Below are 19916 nucleotides of genomic sequence, written 5' to 3'. Positions count from 1 at the left end.
GACAAGCAGTCGTACCTACTGTCCATTAAAGGAGAAAAACATTTTGGTTTAGAACTACGAATAAACAGAAAATCTGCTTGTAATTATTGTTAACCTAAGTGTATTTATCTATACAATAAAAAAGGGATAAGTAAAATATACTTATCCCAAGAAAGGAAATTCAAAACACCAAAATGGCTCGTATTGGTCTACAGGTTCAAAACTAGTATATGTAAAATATAAAATCTCATACACAAAGCAGACAGCAATTTTAGTTGTCTGCCAGTTAGTCGAATGAGTTAGTCAATTGTGATAATTTGCTTTCCCATTACAAGAAGAGTGAAGTTGATAGTTCAAACAGCTTGTAGGTAGTGTTTACGATGTTTTTAAAAATATACAGAGAAAGCAGATAAGTGAAGAACCTATCTGCTTCGCTGTAACAAAAGAAAGAAGTACCAGCCGTGGATACAGCGGCTTGAAAATAGTATGTATTGTTTTTTTGAAAAGTATTCAAGGAGTGAAGTCTGGTGGAATATATTCTATATGGTGTATATGAAATCACTCAGTTAATCAGTGAAGCAAAGGGGAAAAAAATAATGAATATCACACAATTACGTGGAATATAAAAGAGGCTAACTAATCGAAAGCACTAAATATGGCGATCAAGGTAGCCTTGTAGATGAATGATATGAGACTAATAAAAGAATAACGAACTCAAGTCACATACGAAATTGACGATATCATCGAGCGAAAAGATAGACGTTGTTATTACAGTCATTCAGCTAATGAATAAAGCGTGCCCAACTGGTGAAGAGTTACACCAGTTGGATAGATCCCTTGATATACAACCGAAAAAAAGAGGTGGACAAGAAAAAATACCGATTTGGGAAGATAAAGAAGAAGTGGACAAGTGAAGGGAAACGGTATGAGAGAAATTAAATAGGATGAAGAAAATGCCTGAAACCGTTGACGTGAAAGTTATGTCGGATGATGAGTTTCTAAAGAAATATAAGGGCACATTTAAAAAGGAAAGACACCAATTCAAAAACTACTATAAAGATTGCAAGCAGAAACATAACGGTTTGTTATAGAAATTTCATTTTGGTCAGATAGATTTTTGTTTGGAGTTTTAAGACTGTTGCATTTTTTTTATTTTTTTTGTTCCCAAAACACAACTAATAATTGCAAGTAATGCACTTGAGGAGATGAAATTTACGGTCCAATAAATTCCTGTTCCAGTAATTAAGTCGATAATTACAAATTTTTTAATTGCCGAACTTTTTATTGTATGAAAAACAAATTGATTGTTATTGTTATCCAATGTTGTCACGTCCCTTATCTTTTTTAAAACATATGACAAGGTATGCTTGTTCTAGTCATTTAATCTCAAGAGAATGATAAAGAACCATAAAAAGAACAGCTAGCAAAAGCTAGCTGTTTCATAAATCAAAAACAAAAAATCAGATTGGTTTTGAAAAATGATTGAGACGAATTATTTAAAATGTTGTAGAGAATTTAGTAAGTCATTATGGATACGTAATAAGGTTTGGATATCTTCTTCAGACAGTTGTTCTAGTGCTAGTTCCATTGCTTTATAAGAAGTAGAGTTTTCAATGGATCTCTTAGATATTTCTTGTCCTTTTGTTGTTACTTTTAATTGTATTTCTCTACGATCTTCATGTGATTGTTTTCGCTCAATTAATCCTAAATTAACTAACTCATCTACATTTACACTCATTGTGCTTTTAGGAACTGAAAGGCGTTCTGAGATATCTTTAAGAGTAGTATTAGGAGTTGCATAAATTGAATTTAAGATGCCCATTTGTTGAACTGTTAATCCTAACGTAGAAGCGTTTTGATGAGTAAACTTTATAATTTCTTTGTTTATTTTTACAAATGAATGGACAATTTCACTGGCTTGTTTGATACCTTGTTTATGTAGACTCAAAGTAATAACTTCCTTTCATTTTAAAATAATTCAACTCGAAATTGTTCATTGCTGAACTATTTTATTTTGAATCAAATTGTAGGGAAAGTCAATAAACGATATTGATAAAAAACCTAATAAAAAATTCATTTTGTAGAAATAAAAAAAGGTGATGAACGTCGCATCACCTTTTGATAAAGCAGAGCACTTTCAAAAATAAAGTATTCAAAATTAAAACAGAAGTTATCATAAATTTCTTTAATCTTTGACTTGAAACTTATCTTTAATATTAATAAATAATAAAAATAATATTATGGCAGATATTAAATTAGACAAGTAGAAATCTTGGTGGAACAGTAGTTCAAAGATGACATCGAAAGTGTATAATAAAGCAACAGCAGGTAATATGCAGATGAACATAAATCTCCAATTTTTTAAATAATGTTTGTAATAAGTATGTACTTTTTCCATAGATATTGCTCCTATAATTTTTATTTTCTATATAAATATACATTTAAATAAAAGAATTTACAAAGCGTTTTAAAAATAAATAAAAAATATCGTGAAAGTGATGTGTAATAGAAGAAGTGTACTGAAATGTTAACATCTATACGAAATAAACATAAATTAACGCTAATATATCACTGTACTAATATGAAATTATAATTAGATATAATCTATAAAAAACTTTAAAACACCGTTACTAAAATGATACACTATAATCTACGTTATTTTAGTAATGAATAGAGGGATTTACATGATAGATAAAATCAAAAATGTTGTAGAGGATATGTACGAAGATGAAGCAAAACATTTACTGCAAAGCATTCTTATACAATTAGATTTATTAGAAGAGAACTATAGTGAAGATACGATTAAACACTTGATAAGTATACCTAAGCAACTAACGAGTAATACATCTTATAAAAAGAATGTAAAAGAAAGTACACACATTCATATCGCTTTTGATGATTCAACAACTGGGTGTTTAAAATATATGTTAAGTCAAGAAGAACTATTTGAGGAGAGTGTTGTTGCATTCTCTGAATTCTTTTCAATTGGACCGATTAATCAATTACATACGAATAAAGGGCAACTCGCAAGACAGCAATGGTTATTAAACAACTTAACTTCTTATGATAGTTATTTTGAAGAAGAATATTTACCAAAATTTATGGAAACTTTAGAAGAGCTACATTCTATTCCTAATGAAACACCGATTACCATTTGGAAGGCAGATAACGCACATGAACATGTAGGCCTTTGTTTTGTAATGGCGCAATTAAAAGGTAAGAAAAATATTCGAATCATTAATACATCTGAAATGAGTAGAGAAATATTAAACCAAGAGTATGATATACGTGGAACGGGAGAATTATCGCCCGAAAGTTTAGCTACTTTCCAAAATAGTTTTGCAGAATCACCGTTTTTAACTAAAAAAAGTAGAGTGAATCTTGAACACGAGTGGGATAGTTTATCGAATAGCATGGAATTTTTAAGAGTTTGGAAAGACAATGAAGTGCATTCTGTACAAGAAGAATATTTTGACCAATTCATTATTGAGTGTGCGAAAAAAGTAGGTGCTGATAAAGACTTCCTTAAAGCTCCGAGAGTAATTGGTGAAGCGCTTGGCCTTGTAGAGCAATTAGTTGGGGATACTTTCTTAGAGTATCGCTTGAAAGTATTAATTAAACAAGAGGTATTTGAATTTGAAGGTTTATTAGAGGAAATGCGTTTTTATAGTGTGAAGTTGAAAAAATAATAATATATTCCGTTTATAAAAAAGCTCGTATTTTTGAAAAAAAGATACGAGCTTTATTTTTTTAGTTTAATTTGGGCTATACATAAGCTTCCGATAGGTGTCATATCACATATGAATGTTAAAGGTAATGAATGAAAAGAAGGTGATTTGTTAATATGTATAACGAACAAAATTATCCATATGATCAAACGATGTATTATAATCCACAACAATACGGATATGAACCTGATATCGAAGTTAGAGAGGTTGAACTAGAAGATTATAGACCAGATGATGCGGAAGATGCTCCAACGTCACCACCACCGTCACAAGCTCCGTCTTTACCATCCACATTTGCTTCTCCAGCACAAGCAGGGAATATGAAATCATGGATGTGTAACTGTCTAGGAAGATGGGGCTATTTACGTTTGCATCGTCCTGGACCTTTCGGAAGAGACTTATGGTTTTTTCCGACAGAAGTAAGAAGAAGTGGGGTATCCGGCTACACTTGGCAAGCTGGTCGCCGCCGTAAAGTAAGTTATCGATATCAACAAATTAGTAATTTTATGTGCTTTGCATAATGGGAAGTGAGAGGGTAGAATGATTTTACTCTCTCACTTTTTTATTTTTCAATATTAGAAGTAAGATTTTAATTGAAAATTTACAATTTTTCAGTTCTTATTGAAGTATAATTCAAATATTGGGTTGATTTTTAAAAATAATTGAGAGTGAGGGAATGTAATGTCAATTAAAAATAAGGTTGGCCGAAAAATAGAAGATGGCATTAATTTAGCTTCTGCTCAGTTTAAAGAAGATGCATATGAAATTTATAAAGAGTCACGAAAAATGCAACCTATATTATTTGTAAATGAAGTTGAAATCGGTAAAGAATGGCTCATTACAAGATATGAAGATGCTCTGCCACTTTTAAAAGATAATCGTTTAAAAAAAGATATGGCAAATGTGTTTTCTCAAGATACAAAGAACATGTATCTTTCTGTTGACAATAGTGATCATTTAACAACGCACATGTTAAATTCAGATCCACCTAATCACAGTCGTTTACGATCTTTAGTTCAAAAAGCTTTTACACCAAAGATGATTTCACAATTAGACGGAAGAATTCAGAGAGTAGCGGATGATTTAATAAATGAGATAGAGCGAAAAGGTACATTAAATCTTGTGGATGATTATTCATTCCCATTACCGATTATTGTAATAAGTGAGATGCTTGGAATTCCAAAAGAGGATCAAGCGAAATTTAGAATTTGGTCTCATGCTGTCATTGCATCGCCAGAAACACCTGAAGAAATAAAAGAAACCGAAAAACAACTATCTGAGTTTATTACATATCTTCAATATATAGTTGATGTAAAACGAAAAAATCCAAAAGAAGATTTGGTTAGTGCGCTAATACTTGCAGAAAATGAAGGGCATAAACTTAGTGCTCCAGAGCTATATTCAATGATAATGCTGTTAATCGTAGCAGGACATGAGACAACAGTGAATTTAATTACGAATACGGTATTAGCACTTCTTGAAAATCCGAAGCAATTACAATTATTAAAAGATAATCCGAAATTAATTGATTCAGCTATTGAGGAAGGATTGCGTTATTATTCTCCAGTTGAGGTGACGACTGCAAGATGGGCGGCTGAGCCGTTTCAAATTCACGAACAAACAATCCAAAAAGGAGATATGGTTATTATCGCATTAGCTTCAGCAAACCGTGATGAAACAGTATTTGAAAACCCAGAAGTATTTGATATTACACGAGAAAATAACCGTCATATTGCCTTTGGGCATGGTAGCCATTTCTGCTTAGGCGCTCCACTTGCTAGGTTGGAAGCAAAGATTGCTATTACTACTTTGTTTAAACGGATGCCATCGTTACAAATAAAAGGTGAGCGTGAAAAAATTAATTGGCAAGGTAATTATTTAATGCGTTCTTTAGAGGAATTACCATTGTCTTTTTAGAATAGTTATATTGAGACATGCATACATGACAAATGATTAACATAGAGTATGTATGTGTTATTTAAATTCGAAACGGAAGGGTGAAAACATCCCAATGATCAACTAATTCTATTTGTAAGAGATCTTCGTTAAAAAACGAAATATTCTTCTGAATAGGATTAGTATGTGCATGTATAGAAAAGGGATGTGTTTCGCACTGCGAATATATAGTCTTTTCATATGATTTGTGCTGCCTCCTGTTCAGAACACGAAATAGGAGGATTTTTTATGTCGACGACTGCAGAAACGAAACAAAATCATGGGGTATCACAAGTATTAAAAAATCGATTTGTGCAAGGGATTCTAGCATCAGCATTATTTTTACAAGTTGGTATTTGGGTTCGTAACTTTGCGATATTACTTTATGTTATGGAAATGACGAAAGGTGATGCTTTTGCTATTTCGATGATTTCGGTTGCTGAATTTGCTCCCATTTTTATTTTCTCATTCATTGGTGGAACTTTTGCTGATAGGTGGAAGCCAAAGAAGACAATGATATGGTGTGAGACGTTAAGTTCTATTTCCGTATTCGCTGTATTAATTACTCTTATGTTTGGAACGTGGAAAATCGTGTTTTTTGTGACGCTTATTTCTGCAATCCTTTCGCAGTTTTCTCAACCATCTGGTATGAAGTTGTTTAAACAGCATTTATCAACGGAACAAATTCAATTAGCGATGTCTATATATCAAACAATATTTGCGATTTTTATGGTGTTAGGACCGATTCTTGGAACATTTATTTTTCATAGTTTTGGAATTTATATTTCAATCATCATAACAGGTATCGCTTTTTTACTTGCAGCAGCTGTGTTGTTATTTCTTCCGAAAGATCTTGAGAATGATAATGAGAAGAAAGAAATTACGCTGTTACAGGAAATGCTGGATGGTATTAAATATGTAAAAAAGAAAAAAGCATTAACTTTGCTAGGGTTTTGTTTTATGGCAGCTGGACTAGGTATAGGTTTAATTCAGCCACTAGGCATTTTTATTGTGACTGAGCAGTTAGGGTTATCAAAAGAGAGTTTACAATGGTTACTAACAGTAAATGGTGCGGGAATGATTGTTGGCGGGGCTTTAGCGATGGTATTTGCGAAAAACGTTGCTCCCCAAAAGATGTTAATTGTAGGGATGCTCGGTCAGGCAATTGGAATTGGTATTATAGGCTACTCCACAAATTTATGGGTGACACTTACGGCACAACTTTTTAGTGGTTTAGCTCTTCCATGTATCCAAATTGGTATTAATACGCTCATTATTCAAAATAGCGATACCGATTTTATTGGTCGCGTGAACGGCATTTTAAGTCCACTATTCACCGGTTCAATGGTAGTAACGATGAGTATAGCTGGTTCCTTAAAGGAGATGTTTTCATTAGGTACGATGTACGAGGGGACGGCTCTACTATTTATAATTGGATTATTGTTTATTTTACCTATATACAATTTAAAGCCAGTAATAGCAGTAGAAAGTGAAATGAATGGTAAAGGAAGTGCTGTGCAACATGAATCCTAATCCAAATGTTAAATATCCTATTGAAGGAAATCAAAACGTTCATTTTATAAAAAATACAATAACGAAATCTAATATATTTGTTGGTGACTATTCTTATTATGATGCGAAAGATGGAGAAACATTTGAAGATCGAGTATTATATCATTATGAATTTATTGGGGATAGGCTTACCATTGGAAAGTTTTGTTGTATTGCAAATGGAGTTACCTTTATTATGAACGGAGCGAATCACCGGATGGATGGATTTTCGGCATATCCATTTAATATATTTGGAAATGGGTGGGAGAAGTATACACCTAGTTTGTCTGATTTACCTTACAAAGGTGATACAGTTATAGGAAATGACGTTTGGATTGGTATGGATACAACTATTATGCCCGGAATAAAAATAGGGGATGGTGCAATCATTGCAGCTAAATCTGTCGTGACTAGAGATGTCGTACCATATACAATTGTTGGCGGAAACCCTGCAAATAAAATAAAGGAACGATTCACAAATACAATAATAGAAGAATTATTGCAAATTCAATGGTGGCATTTTGACATTGAAAAAATAACCGAAAATATAGATGCTATTGTACAAGGAGATATTGAACCATTAAGAAAGTTAAAAAGGTAATAAAAAATGCATGACAAAGAGTATCATACCTCCGAATTTTGTTAATGATAATAGAACAAGGAGGTGTGATACTATGGCACAAGACGTTTTATGTGAAGTAAACAACTGTAAATTTTGGGCTAACGGCAATAAATGTAGTGCAGATGCAATTTATGTAGTAAGTCATAAAGGTAAACATGCATCTACAACTGAAGAAACAGATTGCAAAACTTTTGATCCAGAAGTATAAATTTTTGAAGGGTAGCCAAATCGTGGTTGCCCTTTTATTAATTATAGTATTGATAATAAATCTCATTTTCATTCATTGTTTTTAACTTTTCTTTTTATTTTTTCATATTTTCTTCATAAGTGATGCAATCCAGAGCAATTCATGTTCAATACGTGATTTACTAAATTCAATGACTTCTGTAATAAAAGATGAGCTAACATGTAAAGATTGAATAGCAGTAAGTTGTTTATGTAGTACGTCTTGGCGTATTGTTAAAATTTCTTTTCTAGCTTCGTAATCAAGTTTTTCAAATAGCGCGATACGCACAAGGAACTCAGCGTTATTTGTCGCAATCTTTTCGGGAAACTCTCTTAACATTTCAGAAAAAATTTCTTCTCCTGTTTCAGTTATGTCGTACATATTTCGATTCGGCTTTCCGACTTGTTTATGTATTTGTTTAATTATAGCCCCCATATTTTCGAAGCGCCGAAGAGCGGGATACAGTGTATTATGGGGTTCAGCCGAGATACGTGTAAAAACGGGTCATAAGCTGTAATATATTTCCATTATTGGTTTTTTAGTTAAAAATATCTACCTCATGATTAACAAAAAGCTGATTACCTATGCGCTATAAATGAACTGCCCCCAATTGTTAAACAAAACCTAGCAATTGGGGGCAGTTCATAGTTATCATTTGACTCTTCTAGTGACTTTCTCAAGTAAAGCACCCTTTGGTTGAATAAGATTTATTTATTCATTCCCATCAATCGCTTAATTGTTCTTATTTGTCCACGATGATTAATTTCGTCTTCCATAACGTGAAACCACAAGTAGTAATTATTATAAGGCACACCATTATCCCACTTGTTTTCCTCGAATAACCAGCTATCTTGTTTTGATTTCAGATATGTTAGTGTATTTTCTCTAACTTGTGATAATTCATTCAAATAATAATCTAAAGATTGCTTTTTTATTCCTTCCCTTGCTTTGTCTCCAAGTTCTAAAGAAATTCGCCACTTTAGATATTCACTTTCAGTTAAATCTCTTTTTTCAAACGAGATAACTTGATGAACAAACTCCATCGCTGCAATATGTGATAAGAGAGAACCAATAGTGTTTGAACTACCGTTTGGTAAGAAATCTAAATCACTTTGGTTTAAATTGGAGATTTCGCTCAATGTAACATCTCTTGTATGTTCAAGCATTGTTACAAGCTCTCCAATCTTATTTGAATAGTTTTCTTTTGAAATTATTCTATAATCTATCATATATATCCCTCCAATTCATGCTAAGCATAAGTTTACCAATAAAATAAAAAAAACAAAGTCTGAAAATTCATGTAAAATAATGATATAATTTAATTGAATATAAAGAAAAAGGAAACCTGTTTTTATCAGTGTTACCTTATCCAAGACTAAATTTTACCCATACATCATTTTTTTGATGTAGCTCTTGAAGATAAAAACTATTTAATTTTCAAGGAACAGTTATTAACTTAAAACTTATTATACGAGGAGGGTGTATCATGAAAAAAATATGCTTTGTATTAATTGTCGACGCTGGTATAAATTATGGTTCAATATTTTCTCTACCATTTTTAAGGAATCAGGATGATTTGAAGGGATATTTTTCTAAGTATTATGATGTTTCAATTAATTATATTAGGGATAAAAACTCAGTTGACTATTTGGTAGTTCCCAAACCGTGTCCACCTTTTGATAATGAAAATAATCTTCCAATAATTGAAGTACCAGCAATCTTATTTATGGAAAAGGATTTTGAAAAAATAAAGACTTATATAGACAATTATTTTTCTAATAACTCATAAAGAAAATAAAAGTACAGTAAAAAGAAGTCCGATAAAAAACGAGTGGCGTAGAATATTTCTATTAATCATTCGTTTTTTATTATATTTACATATCAGTCTATCGCAAATGAACTTGTACAAAATATCGGAAAATATAGTGAGGTTAATATCGTTGAAGAGTTTGCTGCACCTTTACCTGTTACCGTCATATCCGATTTATTAGGAGTGCCAACAACGGATCGTAAAAAGATTAAAGAATGGTCTGATATTTTATTTATGCCATATAGTAAAGAAAAATTTAACGATTTGGATGTAGAAAAAGGAATTGCGTTAAATGAATTTAAAACGTACCTGCTTCCAATTGTTCAAGAGAAAAGATATCATTTAACCGACGATATTATTTCAGATTTAATACGAGCTGAATATGAAGGTGAAAGATTAACCGATGAAGAAATAGTTACTTTTTCTTTAGGTTTATTAGCGGCAGGTAATGAAACAACTACAAATTTAATTATTAACAGCTTTTATTGCTTTTTAGTAGATTCACCTGGAATATATAAAGAGTTAAGAAAAGAACCTACGTTAATTTCAAAAGCGATTGAGGAAGTTTTACGCTATCGCTTTCCCATAACATTAGCTAGGAGGATTACAGCGGACACAAATATATTTGGACCTTTTATGAAAAAGGATCAAATGATTGTTACGTGGGTTAGTGCAGCAAATTCAGATGAGAAAAAGTTCTTACAAGCTTCTAAATTTAATTTACACAGAATAGGAAATGAAAAGCATTTAACCTTTGGTAAAGGTCCTCATTTTTGCTTAGGGGCGCCACTTGCACGTTTAGAAGCTGAGATTGCATTAACTACCTTTATAAATGCCTTTGAAAAAATAGAGTTATCTCCATCGTTCAATTTAGAAAAATGTATATTAGAAAATGAACAAACATTAAAATACTTACCTATTCTTTTGAAAACTAGGTAAAACGTTCAGCAAGGTACAAAATTACTGTACCTTGTTTTTTTATTTCTCAATTGTAAATTTTTAGTGGTCTATTTAGTATGGAAGTGTGTGAAAGAAGAGTGGAGGAGGATGCTTATGTTAACGTGTAATGGAAGTGAAACGTTTCAAACATTTATTAAAGCTGTAACGGATTTAATTGATAGTAATTTATTAGAAGATCAAATTGTTTGTGCGATTGAAAAATTACTAGAAGAACTTTTAGAAAAAAAAACATGGCTTCCGCTAGAAAAACAGAAGGCGAATTCGGCTCAATATGCACGACACTTGTTATATGAAGATCCTTTAAAGCGATTTGAAGTATTAGCTCTTGTATGGAAAGATGGACAATCTACACCTTTACATGATCATGATGGTACATGGGGAGTAGAAGGCGTTTTTTCAGGAAGGATAATGGTGCAGAACTTTATACAAACTAAGCAGCTTGAAAATTCACTTGTTTATTTAACCCATACAGGAAATCTTTATTTGGGAGAAGGAGAAACAGATAAAGTCATTCCACCAGCTGATTGTCATATTCTTAAAATAGCTGAATGCGAAAGCGTTGTCACGATTCATATTTACGGAAAACGTTTAGAAAAGTTTGAAGTATATTTCCCAACTGAAGAAAAGAATGTGTATATGTGTGAGACAAAATATATTAGTTATAGTTCATAGTTTAAAATCAAAAGCTTTTCTTTAAAGAGAAAAGCTTTTGATTTTATTTTTAATTATTTCTTGACCTGAAACGCTTTTCATAAATTATAAATAAGAAGTACTTAACGAGCTCAATATGAAAACGATACCTTTTCGTTAAATAAATCTCGTGTATTTATAGAAAGTGGTGAAGAAATAATGAAATTAATAGCAATTGACTTAGATGGAACCCTTCTTTCCGGTAATAAAATGATAAGTAAAGAAAATGCAGAAGCAATTCGAAAATGTCAGGAAGCAGGCCATGTTGTAGCTATTTGTACAGGGCGTTCTATCGTTGATATTGAACGATTATTGTTCGAAGTTAATTTAGAGTGTCCAATTATTGCGGAAAATGGTGCCCTTATTTATAAAGATAAGAAAATGATGAAGAGATATCCAATTCAAAATATGCAGGCACTTGAGATTGTAGAATATCTTGAAGAGAATGGCTTGTATTATCAGCTTTATACTAATAAAGGTGTGTATGTACCGGATTATGGCGTAGAGAGTGTACGAAATGAAATCGAGTATGTAAAGAATTCAAAAGAAAATTTCAACTTGAAAGAGTTAGAAACGATTGCTGCATTATACCTTGAGCATACAGCATTTCATAGTACAGAAAGTTGTAAACCAATTGTAGAAATGGATATACATGTGCATAAACTTTTACCGTTTTCTTATGACATAGAGAAATTAAAAAAATTAAAAGAAACATTTCTGCATAATACGGATTTAGCTATTACATCTTCCTATTGGCATAATTTAGAGATTAATCATCGAGATGCTCAAAAAGGAAATGGATTATATACTTTAGCAGAACATCTTAATATTCCAGTTGAAAACACTGTAGCAATAGGCGATGGCTTAAACGATGTTTCTATGATGGAGAAAGCAAATATATCAATTGCAATGGGAAATGCAGTTGAAGAAATAAAAGTGATGTGTCAATACGAAACGTTAACAAATGAAGAACATGGTGTCGCACATGCTTTATATAAATATGTAATGTAATAAAAAAAGAAAAAAAGAATCCAAATAGATTCTTTTTTTCTTTTTATTAGGGGTAAGGTATTCTATGAGATTCATAGAAGCCTTATTACAACTCATTGTATAGAATATATTGGAATAAATGTTTATATTTTTCATGAAAGTTGTGAAACTTTTGTGAATTTTACGGTTATTGTATTTTTATACTGCTACTAGCAGCGCGTAACAATCCCATATTATTTTCTGTTTTTAATTGAAAAATAGAATTTGTTTGAATAATTATTCGACAGCTATATACCTAGGGGCACTTTCTTCGTATAATGAAGAAGTATGAATTTTTAATTTGTATAAATTTTACATATCGAGGTGAAAAAGGAATGAATGCGCGGCTAATGGAACTTATTGATGTGAGTACAATAGAAACCATGGCAGAACAATTTTATAAATTAACCAACATATCACATCAACTTCTTGATGCTGAAAACGAATGTATATTTTCATTTGGAATTAATGAAATGAAAGTATGTAAACTTCCCAAAATCGAAATCCCCCTTTTCTTATACAATCAATATTTAGGATCTTTTGTTGTATGGTCCAAACGAAGCGAAATTTTCAATTGCCAAAAATATTTTGAAATGCTTTCTAACCTCATTATAGCTGGGGTGAAAAAAGCAGTTCAAAGTAAAAATACATCGTTACTTTCTCGAAAAGAGGAAGAACTACATACGATCTTACAAAACATGCCTGTTATGGTTGATGCGCTTGACTATAATGGAGATTTTGTTTTGTGGAATCGAGAATGCGAGATTGTAACAGGTTATACTGCTGAAGAAATAATTGGGAATCCAAACGCTCTTCAATTACTGTATCCTGACCATAATTATCGCCATCAAATACAAAATAAATTTTTGACTCGTGGAAAAAATTTTAGAGATTGGGAAATGAGTTTAACATGTAAAAATGGTGAAATTAAAACGATAATGTGGTCCAATATATCTGAGCAGTTTCCTGTAACAGGATTTAGTTACTGGGCTGTTGGGGTAGATATTACACATTTAAAAACGATAGAAGGGCAATTAAAACAACAAACCTCTGAATTAGAATTAATTTTTAAAGCTTTACCAGATTTATGTTTTTTAACAGAAGACGATGGGACAATTATAGATTATAAAGCAGGATCTCCTACAAAATTTTACGTACCCGCAGAAGCTTTTATGGGAAAAAAGTTTTACGAAATATTACCGTCTCCAGTAGCACAGCAATTTCAAGAAGCAATTCGCCAATTGAAAGAAGAAGGAAAGAATGTAATTGTAGAATATCCTCTAACAATTAATGGAAGTATCGATTTCTTTGAAGCTAGATGTTTACCATTATTACAAGATAAAATTATGATCATTGTCCGCGATATTACAGAGCGGAAAAAGGCAGAAGAATTGCTAAATAAATCAGATACACTTGCGGCAATTGGTCAATTAGCAGCCGGTGTAGCTCATGAAGTGAGAAACCCATTAACGGTAATTAAAGGATTTATACAGTTATTCCAAATTAATAAAGAAGATCAAGAAAAATATTTTGACCTTATGCTTTCCGAAATAGAAAGAATAGAAGCAATCCTCCAAGAGTTTTTGTCGATTGCTAAAACTGATGAAATAAATACAGAAAAGAAAAATATTTATCAAATTTTTAAAAATGTCGTATCATTAATTAATACAAAAGCAATCATGACAAATATTCAAGTTGAACTATTTACAGATTCCAAAGAGATAATCATTGAATGCTCAGAAAATCAATTGAAACAAGTATTTATTAATATTTTGCAAAATTCAATTGAAGCAATGCTAAATGGGGGGGGAATTTCAATCCATATAAAAGAAATACATAAAAATGGTGTCGTTATTAGTGTAATAGATGAAGGAATAGGAATACCTGAAGAAAGAATTAAAAGATTAGGTGAACCTTTTTATAGTACGAAAGAAAAAGGTACCGGTATTGGATTGATGTTAAGTTATAAAATTATTGAAAGTCATCAAGGAACAATAAGTATAATGAGTGAGGTTGGTGTCGGGACAACTGTAACGATGTACTTGCCGAAAATTCAGAGTAAACAATCTCTATCAAATTGTGATGATAGATGTATTTCAATACGTTCTAATATTAATTCCTAAAATACCTAATACCCAATAACAAAGCTAAGCTTTTGTTATTGGGTATTTTTATATTTAATTTAGTAAACTTTACTTTTTCTTTATATTTGTTTTAATTTCTATTAAGTTTTAAACGTTATATTAATATACGTACAAAGTAATGTGTGGAAATTGTACATTACTTTTAATATAGAGAGCTAAAAAATATTTAAAATGTTGTAAGGAGGAGATTATGACAAGGTGAAAAAGAAAGAGAAAAAGAGTGGTAGAGCACTACCTATACGGTTAAATATTTTATTCTTTTGCGTATTTTTATTATTTTCTGGAATTATAATCCAGTTAGGTAAAGTACAAATTTTCGATGGAGAAACATATAAGAATGAAGTAGAAAAAAGAGAGAATGCAACTGTTAGTCTTACAGTACCACGCGGCAAAATTTATGACCGTGAAGGGAATCCAGTAGTGGACAATAAGTCTTTACGTACGATTACATATACAAAGGTGAAAGGTGTAAAATCGGAAGAAATGCTAAAAACTGCAAGACAACTTGCAGAAATAATTGAAATGCCGCAAGAAGATATAGATAAGTTAACCGAGACGGATAAGAAAGATTTTTGGATGCAGTTAAATCCAAAACTTACTCAAGATTTAGTATCTAAAAAGGAAATAGATAAGTTTAGAGAAAAGGATATTAACGGAAAAGAGTTAGACAGAAAAATAGAAGAGTTAAAAAGAAAGCGAGTTACAGAAAAAAATCTTCAAGAATTAACAGCAAAAGACATAGAAGTGTTAGCTATTAAAAGTAAAATGACTTCAGGTTATCAAATGGCACCTCAAATTATTAAAAAAGATGTTAGTGAAAAGGAATATACTGTGATTAGTGAAAATTTAGCAAATCTCCCAGGTGTAGACGCATCAGTTGATTGGGAAAGGCTCTATGTAAATGATGGCTTATTCCGTTCAGTTCTTGGAAATGTTTCGAATGCTGATGAAGGATTACCACGTGAACGATTAGATTATTATTTAGTGCGTGAGTATAGCCGGAATGATCGTGTTGGGAAAAGTTACATCGAACAGCAATACGAAGATGTACTTCATGGTACGAAAAAAGAAGTAAGAAGTATTGCTGATAAACAAGGTGATACAATTAGAACAGAAACAGTTTCTGAAGGGAAAAGCGGCAAGAATTTAACGTTAACAATTGATATGGAATTACAGAAAAAAGTAGAAGAGAGCATAGAAAAAATATTAAAGGCCTATAAAGGTTCAGAATCGATGTTGGACCGTGCTTTTGTTGTAATGATGAATCCGAAAAACGGCCAAGTATTATCGATGGCTGGGAAAAGACTTGTAGAAAAAGACGGAAAAATGGAAGTAGAAGATTACGCTTTAGGTACGCTGACAAGTTCATATGAGCTTGGATCAACTGTTAAAGGTGCTACAGTATTAACCGGATTTGAAACAAAAGCTATAACACCGGGAACACATTTTTATGATGCACCTATGAAGTTTAAAGGAACTAAGGAGAAAAAGTCATGGAAAGATTTTGGAGATATAGATGACCTAAGAGCTTTACAAGTTTCCTCTAACGTTTATATGTTTAACACAGCATTAAAAATTGCTGGTGTGGATTATGTAAAGAACAGTTCACTAGATATTAAACAAGAATACTTTGATAAGATGAGATATTATTTCAGACAATTTGGTTTAGGTGTTCCAACAGGCATTGATTTACCGAATGAAACAGCGGGGCAAATTGGGAGAAAAGATAATCAGCCAGGTTTCTTATTAGACTTTTCCATTGGCCAGTATGATACGTATACACCACTTCAGCTTGCACAATATATTTCAACTATTGCAAATGGCGGGTATCGTATGAAACCACAAATTCTTCAAGAAATTAGAGAACAAACCGTTCAAAAAGATGAGGTCGGTAAAGTAGTACAATCAATAGAACCCGTTGTTTTAAATAGAATTGATATGAAAGAAGAATATATCAATCAAGTAAAAGAAGGCTTTAGGAAAGTATTCCAAGAAGGGGATGGAACGGGAGTAAAGGCGTTCCAAAAAGCACCCTATAAACCAGCTGGAAAAACAGGAACTGCACAGACTGTATACGGTGGAGAAAGTGATATTGGGAGAAATGAGAAAGGCGATCGTAGAGAATGCTATAATTTAACATTAGCAGGATATGCGCCATATGACGATCCAGAAGTAGCATTTTCTGTTGTTGTGCCATGGGTTATAAATGATAAATCAGGTATTAACTCTGATATTGGAAAAGATGTTTTAGATGCTTATTTTGATTTGAAAAATAAGCGATTAACTGGCGAAGCACCAAAAATAGATGACTCTAAAGAGAATTAAAATATACGAAACGTCTCTAGCAATTATATGAACTAGAGACGTTTTTTACATACGAATAGATTAGAAATGAGGTATCTATGAAGCAATTGATTCTAAAAGATTGGAGAAAAATATGTAGCTATATTTTAATTATAATAGGAATTATTTTTATTAATAAGTTATTTTTATTTTGTATGGTAGAAGGAATTTCGATGCAACCTACTTTGAATGAGAATAATCGCATACTAGTTAATAGGGCTAGCATCTATTTTTCTTCTTTTCATCATGGTGATGTTGTAATAATAAAAAAAGAAGACTCGCCTACATACTACGTGATACGAATTATTGGATTACCAGGGAATAACATACAATTAAGAGACGATGAGGTATATATTAACGGTAAAAAGCGTGATGAGTCGTATATACAGTTAGATATGTCACAAGTATCAAATCGTTTTTCAAACTGTAGAGAAATGAAAGTTCCCACGCATAAATTATTTGTGTTAGGTGATAATCGAAATCATAGTAAAGATAGTAGGAATACGCTTGGACTAATTGATGAGTCAAATATAATAGGTAAAGTGAAAATGGTATATTATCCATTTGATCAAATAAAATGGATAAAATAATTCTATTAGATTTGCACGTTTTATAAAATAAATCATATATTGATAGCATAGGACAAGCAGAAAAGCTTATCCTAACCTCACAGAACACTCCTTATCACAGTTAGGCATCTACATTTTATGTAGATGCCTTTTTCAATGTCTGATAATTATTTATCAACCTAAAGTAGTAAGTATATTGGGACTATTAAGGGAAGGTTGCTTGTAATAATAACAGTACGATTAATAAGAAGATTGAATTGTAAGGAGTGAGAAATAAGTGATGAATATTTTAATAGTTAATTTCCCTGCAGAGGGACATGTAAATCCTACATTAAGTTTAGTAAAGGCCTTTACTGAAAGAGGTGATAACGTACACTATATTACAACGGAAAGCTTTAAGGAAAGGCTTGAAGTTTTGGGAGCCATTGTACATACTCATCCGGATTTATTAAAGGAGATTTCTATTGATAATGAAACTTCATATGGATTAAAATCTTTCTTTCATGTACATGTTCAAACTTCTTTATACATATTAGAAATTACGAAACGATTATGTAAAAGCATTAATTTTGATTTCGTAGTTTATGATATATTTGGTGCTGGAGAGTTAGTAAAGGAATATTTACAAGTTCCAGGCATAGTTTCCTCTCCTATATTTTTAATTCCACCAGTATTATTGGAAACCTTGCCTTTTCATCCAAATGCAGAAATACAATTCCAACCCGATGAACTCTCTGAAAAGTTACTGTATCAAATGGAACATGAATTTGGAGTAAAGCCCAAAAATAATCTTCAATTTATGCATAATAAGGGAGATATTAGTCTCGTGTATACAAGTCGTTATTTTCAACCTAATAGCGATTCGTTCGGAGAAAACAATGTTTTTATTGGACCGAGTATTATAAAGCGCAAAACAAATGTAAAGTTTCCACTTGAATTGCTTTCAAAAAAGAAAGTTATTTATATTTCAATGGGAACACTTCTCGAAGGGCTCGAACCATTTTTTAATACTTGTATTGATGCTTTTTCAAATTTCGAAGGGATTGTAGTAATGGCGATTGGTGATAGAAATGATATTTCAAAAATTAAGCAAGCGCCAGACAACTTTATTATAACCCCTTACGTACCTCAATCAGAAATATTAAGTGAAGCAGATGTTTTTATTACACATGGTGGAATGAATAGTGTGCACGATGCAATCCATTATAATGTCCCATTTGTGATAATACCGCATGATAAAGATCAACCTATGATAGCGCAAAGATTAACTGAGCTGGAGGCAGCACATAGATTATTGAAAGAGCATGTTAATGTGCAAACTTTAAAAAAGGCGGTAACAGACGTTCTTTCAAATGAAAAGTATAAACATGGCATTCGAAAACTGAATGAAAGTTTTTTAGAGTGTGGTGGTTCCAAAAGAGCCATTGCAGTTATTGATGCTCTTTTAAATAAATAGTTCGGATAATATAAAAGCATAGAGGCTCTACCTGTATGCTTTTATATTATTATCCAGCAAATTGTACAGCAGTATTCGCATGTAAATAAGCAGTATCAAAAACAGGAACAGATAGATCATTTTGGGAAATGAGCAAAGGAATTTCCGTACAGCCAAGTAGAATTCCTTCAGCCCCATTATTAATTAATGAATTGGTAATTTGTATTAGTTTTTCTTTTGATGTTTCTGAAATAATTCCTCTACTTAATTCATTTAATATGACGTGATGGATAAAAGTTCTTTCTTCGTCATTTGGGATAATTGTCTCAATGTTATATTTTGCTAGTCGTGATGTATAAAAATCTTCTTCCATTGTTTGTTTCGTTCCTAATAATCCGATCCGTTTTATATTCTGTTCTACCATTTCTTTAGCACTTACATCACCGATATGAAGAAGTGGGATTGATATTGCTTGTTCTACTTCCTCAGCAAATAGATGTACAGTATTAGAACACATTAGTAAACATTCAGCTCCAGAGTATTCTACTTTTTTTGCTACTGCGACTAATTCATTTTTCACTTCTTCATATTGATGATTTTGTAATAATGTAGTTACTTCACCAAAGTCCATACTATATAAAACAAGCTTCGCATTTTGATCATATTGAGAGAGAGTTAGTGTATTAATATGTTTATAATATAACGATGTTGATTCCCAACTTAGTCCGCCAATTAAGCCAATTACTTTCATCATGCATTCCTCCCGTAACAATTTTGAATTTATTATTTCACAATTCCGATAAGAATACAATGATTTAGTTGAACTATTTATCGAAAAATAAAAATAGTAAGAAAAGTATTGAAATTATTTATTGTTAGTGCCATAATACAGATT

At 31.8% G+C, this 19916-nt stretch carries 21 protein-coding genes and 1 pseudogene; 16 read left to right on the top strand and 6 right to left on the bottom strand.

Annotation, left to right across the window (positions count from 1 at the left end; all coding sequences use genetic code 11):
• The first annotated feature begins 710 nt into the window (after positions 1 to 710).
• Together NSQ69_RS13310 and NSQ69_RS13305 are read left to right on the top strand one after the other, a co-directional pair.
• Positions 711 to 893, top strand: coding sequence for a hypothetical protein (locus tag NSQ69_RS13310; RefSeq protein ID WP_033708104.1), 183 nt, complete (start codon positions 711 to 713; stop codon positions 891 to 893).
• A 39-nt stretch (positions 894 to 932) separates the two neighbouring features.
• Positions 933 to 1070, top strand: a complete 138-nt coding sequence (locus NSQ69_RS13305) for a hypothetical protein (RefSeq protein ID WP_002127659.1) — start codon at positions 933 to 935, stop codon at positions 1068 to 1070.
• 38 nt (positions 1071 to 1108) lie between these two features.
• On the opposite strand, the gene NSQ69_RS13300 is transcribed toward NSQ69_RS13305, so the two are convergent.
• From NSQ69_RS13300 to NSQ69_RS13290, 3 genes are all read right to left on the bottom strand, one after another.
• The gene (locus NSQ69_RS13300; protein ID WP_000369808.1) at positions 1109 to 1300 is read right to left on the bottom strand and encodes a hypothetical protein; all 192 of its coding nucleotides are present in this window, start codon (positions 1298 to 1300) and stop codon (positions 1109 to 1111) included.
• 171 nt (positions 1301 to 1471) lie between these two features.
• Positions 1472 to 1927, bottom strand: a complete 456-nt coding sequence (locus tag NSQ69_RS13295) for a MarR family winged helix-turn-helix transcriptional regulator (RefSeq protein WP_002127658.1) — start codon at positions 1925 to 1927, stop codon at positions 1472 to 1474.
• A 237-nt stretch (positions 1928 to 2164) separates the two neighbouring features.
• On the bottom strand, positions 2165 to 2377 hold the full coding sequence (locus NSQ69_RS13290) for a hypothetical protein (protein WP_002127657.1): 213 nt from the start codon (positions 2375 to 2377) through the stop codon (positions 2165 to 2167).
• Between the two features lie 286 nt (positions 2378 to 2663).
• Here NSQ69_RS13290 and NSQ69_RS13285 point away from each other — a divergent pair, with 286 nt between their 5' ends.
• From NSQ69_RS13285 to NSQ69_RS13260, 6 genes are all read left to right on the top strand, one after another.
• Positions 2664 to 3668, top strand: coding sequence for a DUF1835 domain-containing protein (locus NSQ69_RS13285; RefSeq protein WP_002013147.1), 1005 nt, complete (start codon positions 2664 to 2666; stop codon positions 3666 to 3668).
• A 155-nt stretch (positions 3669 to 3823) separates the two neighbouring features.
• Positions 3824 to 4228, top strand: coding sequence for a hypothetical protein (locus tag NSQ69_RS13280; RefSeq protein ID WP_002127656.1), 405 nt, complete (start codon positions 3824 to 3826; stop codon positions 4226 to 4228).
• Positions 4229 to 4388: 160 nt separating this feature from the next.
• Positions 4389 to 5624 (top strand): cytochrome P450 family protein, encoded by a 1236-nt coding sequence (locus tag NSQ69_RS13275; protein ID WP_002127655.1) that lies wholly within the window; start codon positions 4389 to 4391, stop codon positions 5622 to 5624.
• 267 nt (positions 5625 to 5891) lie between these two features.
• Positions 5892 to 7175: an MFS transporter gene (locus tag NSQ69_RS13270; RefSeq protein WP_002127654.1), complete on the top strand. Its 1284-nt coding sequence runs from the start codon at positions 5892 to 5894 to the stop codon at positions 7173 to 7175.
• Complete coding sequence (locus NSQ69_RS13265) at positions 7165 to 7794, top strand: Vat family streptogramin A O-acetyltransferase (RefSeq protein WP_002127653.1); 630 nt, start codon at positions 7165 to 7167, stop codon at positions 7792 to 7794. Before NSQ69_RS13270 ends, NSQ69_RS13265 begins: the two co-directional genes overlap by 11 nt.
• Positions 7795 to 7867: 73 nt before the next feature.
• Positions 7868 to 8023: a DUF1540 domain-containing protein gene (locus NSQ69_RS13260; RefSeq protein WP_000046089.1), complete on the top strand. Its 156-nt coding sequence runs from the start codon at positions 7868 to 7870 to the stop codon at positions 8021 to 8023.
• A 102-nt stretch (positions 8024 to 8125) separates the two neighbouring features.
• Here NSQ69_RS13260 and NSQ69_RS13255 read toward each other — a convergent pair whose 3' ends face one another.
• Both NSQ69_RS13255 and NSQ69_RS13250 read right to left on the bottom strand, forming a co-directional pair.
• Positions 8126 to 8530 (bottom strand): PadR family transcriptional regulator, encoded by a 405-nt coding sequence (locus tag NSQ69_RS13255; protein WP_087973865.1) that lies wholly within the window; start codon positions 8528 to 8530, stop codon positions 8126 to 8128.
• 218 nt (positions 8531 to 8748) lie between these two features.
• Complete coding sequence (locus NSQ69_RS13250; RefSeq protein WP_002168266.1) at positions 8749 to 9270, bottom strand: DinB family protein; 522 nt, start codon at positions 9268 to 9270, stop codon at positions 8749 to 8751.
• 257 nt (positions 9271 to 9527) lie between these two features.
• On the opposite strand from NSQ69_RS13250, the gene NSQ69_RS13245 reads away from it, so the two are divergent.
• From NSQ69_RS13245 to NSQ69_RS13210, 8 genes and pseudogenes are all read left to right on the top strand, one after another.
• Positions 9528 to 9830, top strand: coding sequence for a hypothetical protein (locus NSQ69_RS13245; RefSeq protein WP_000717620.1), 303 nt, complete (start codon positions 9528 to 9530; stop codon positions 9828 to 9830).
• A gap of 93 nt (positions 9831 to 9923) precedes the next feature.
• A pseudogene (locus NSQ69_RS13240) lies at positions 9924 to 10790 on the top strand (cytochrome P450); the annotation flags it as partial.
• Between the two features lie 114 nt (positions 10791 to 10904).
• Positions 10905 to 11483, top strand: coding sequence for a cysteine dioxygenase family protein (locus tag NSQ69_RS13235; protein ID WP_341099364.1), 579 nt, complete (start codon positions 10905 to 10907; stop codon positions 11481 to 11483).
• A gap of 177 nt (positions 11484 to 11660) precedes the next feature.
• A complete protein-coding gene (locus tag NSQ69_RS13230) occupies positions 11661 to 12512 on the top strand; it encodes a Cof-type HAD-IIB family hydrolase (protein WP_341099360.1) in 852 nt (283 codons plus the stop codon).
• 353 nt (positions 12513 to 12865) lie between these two features.
• Positions 12866 to 14653: a PAS domain-containing sensor histidine kinase gene (locus NSQ69_RS13225; protein WP_002127645.1), complete on the top strand. Its 1788-nt coding sequence runs from the start codon at positions 12866 to 12868 to the stop codon at positions 14651 to 14653.
• A gap of 219 nt (positions 14654 to 14872) precedes the next feature.
• Positions 14873 to 16999 (top strand): peptidoglycan D,D-transpeptidase FtsI family protein, encoded by a 2127-nt coding sequence (locus NSQ69_RS13220; RefSeq protein WP_003189518.1) that lies wholly within the window; start codon positions 14873 to 14875, stop codon positions 16997 to 16999.
• Positions 17000 to 17076: 77 nt separating this feature from the next.
• A complete protein-coding gene (lepB, locus tag NSQ69_RS13215) occupies positions 17077 to 17607 on the top strand; it encodes a signal peptidase I (protein WP_341099357.1) in 531 nt (176 codons plus the stop codon).
• A 256-nt stretch (positions 17608 to 17863) separates the two neighbouring features.
• Positions 17864 to 19042: a macrolide family glycosyltransferase gene (locus NSQ69_RS13210; protein ID WP_002168270.1), complete on the top strand. Its 1179-nt coding sequence runs from the start codon at positions 17864 to 17866 to the stop codon at positions 19040 to 19042.
• Positions 19043 to 19091: 49 nt separating this feature from the next.
• Here the strand turns inward: NSQ69_RS13210 and NSQ69_RS13205 are convergent, their stop codons facing one another.
• Entirely contained in the window at positions 19092 to 19775 is a 684-nt protein-coding gene (locus tag NSQ69_RS13205; protein WP_078179126.1) for an aspartate/glutamate racemase family protein, read from the bottom strand.
• Positions 19776 to 19916: the final 141 nt, after the last annotated feature.

This window comes from Bacillus sp. FSL R10-2201 (genome assembly GCF_038008665.1).
GTDB lineage: Bacteria > Bacillota > Bacilli > Bacillales > Bacillaceae_G > Bacillus_A > Bacillus_A mycoides.
Note: the sequence above shows the minus strand (reverse complement) of the source record. Positions and strands in the feature narration are given on the sequence as shown.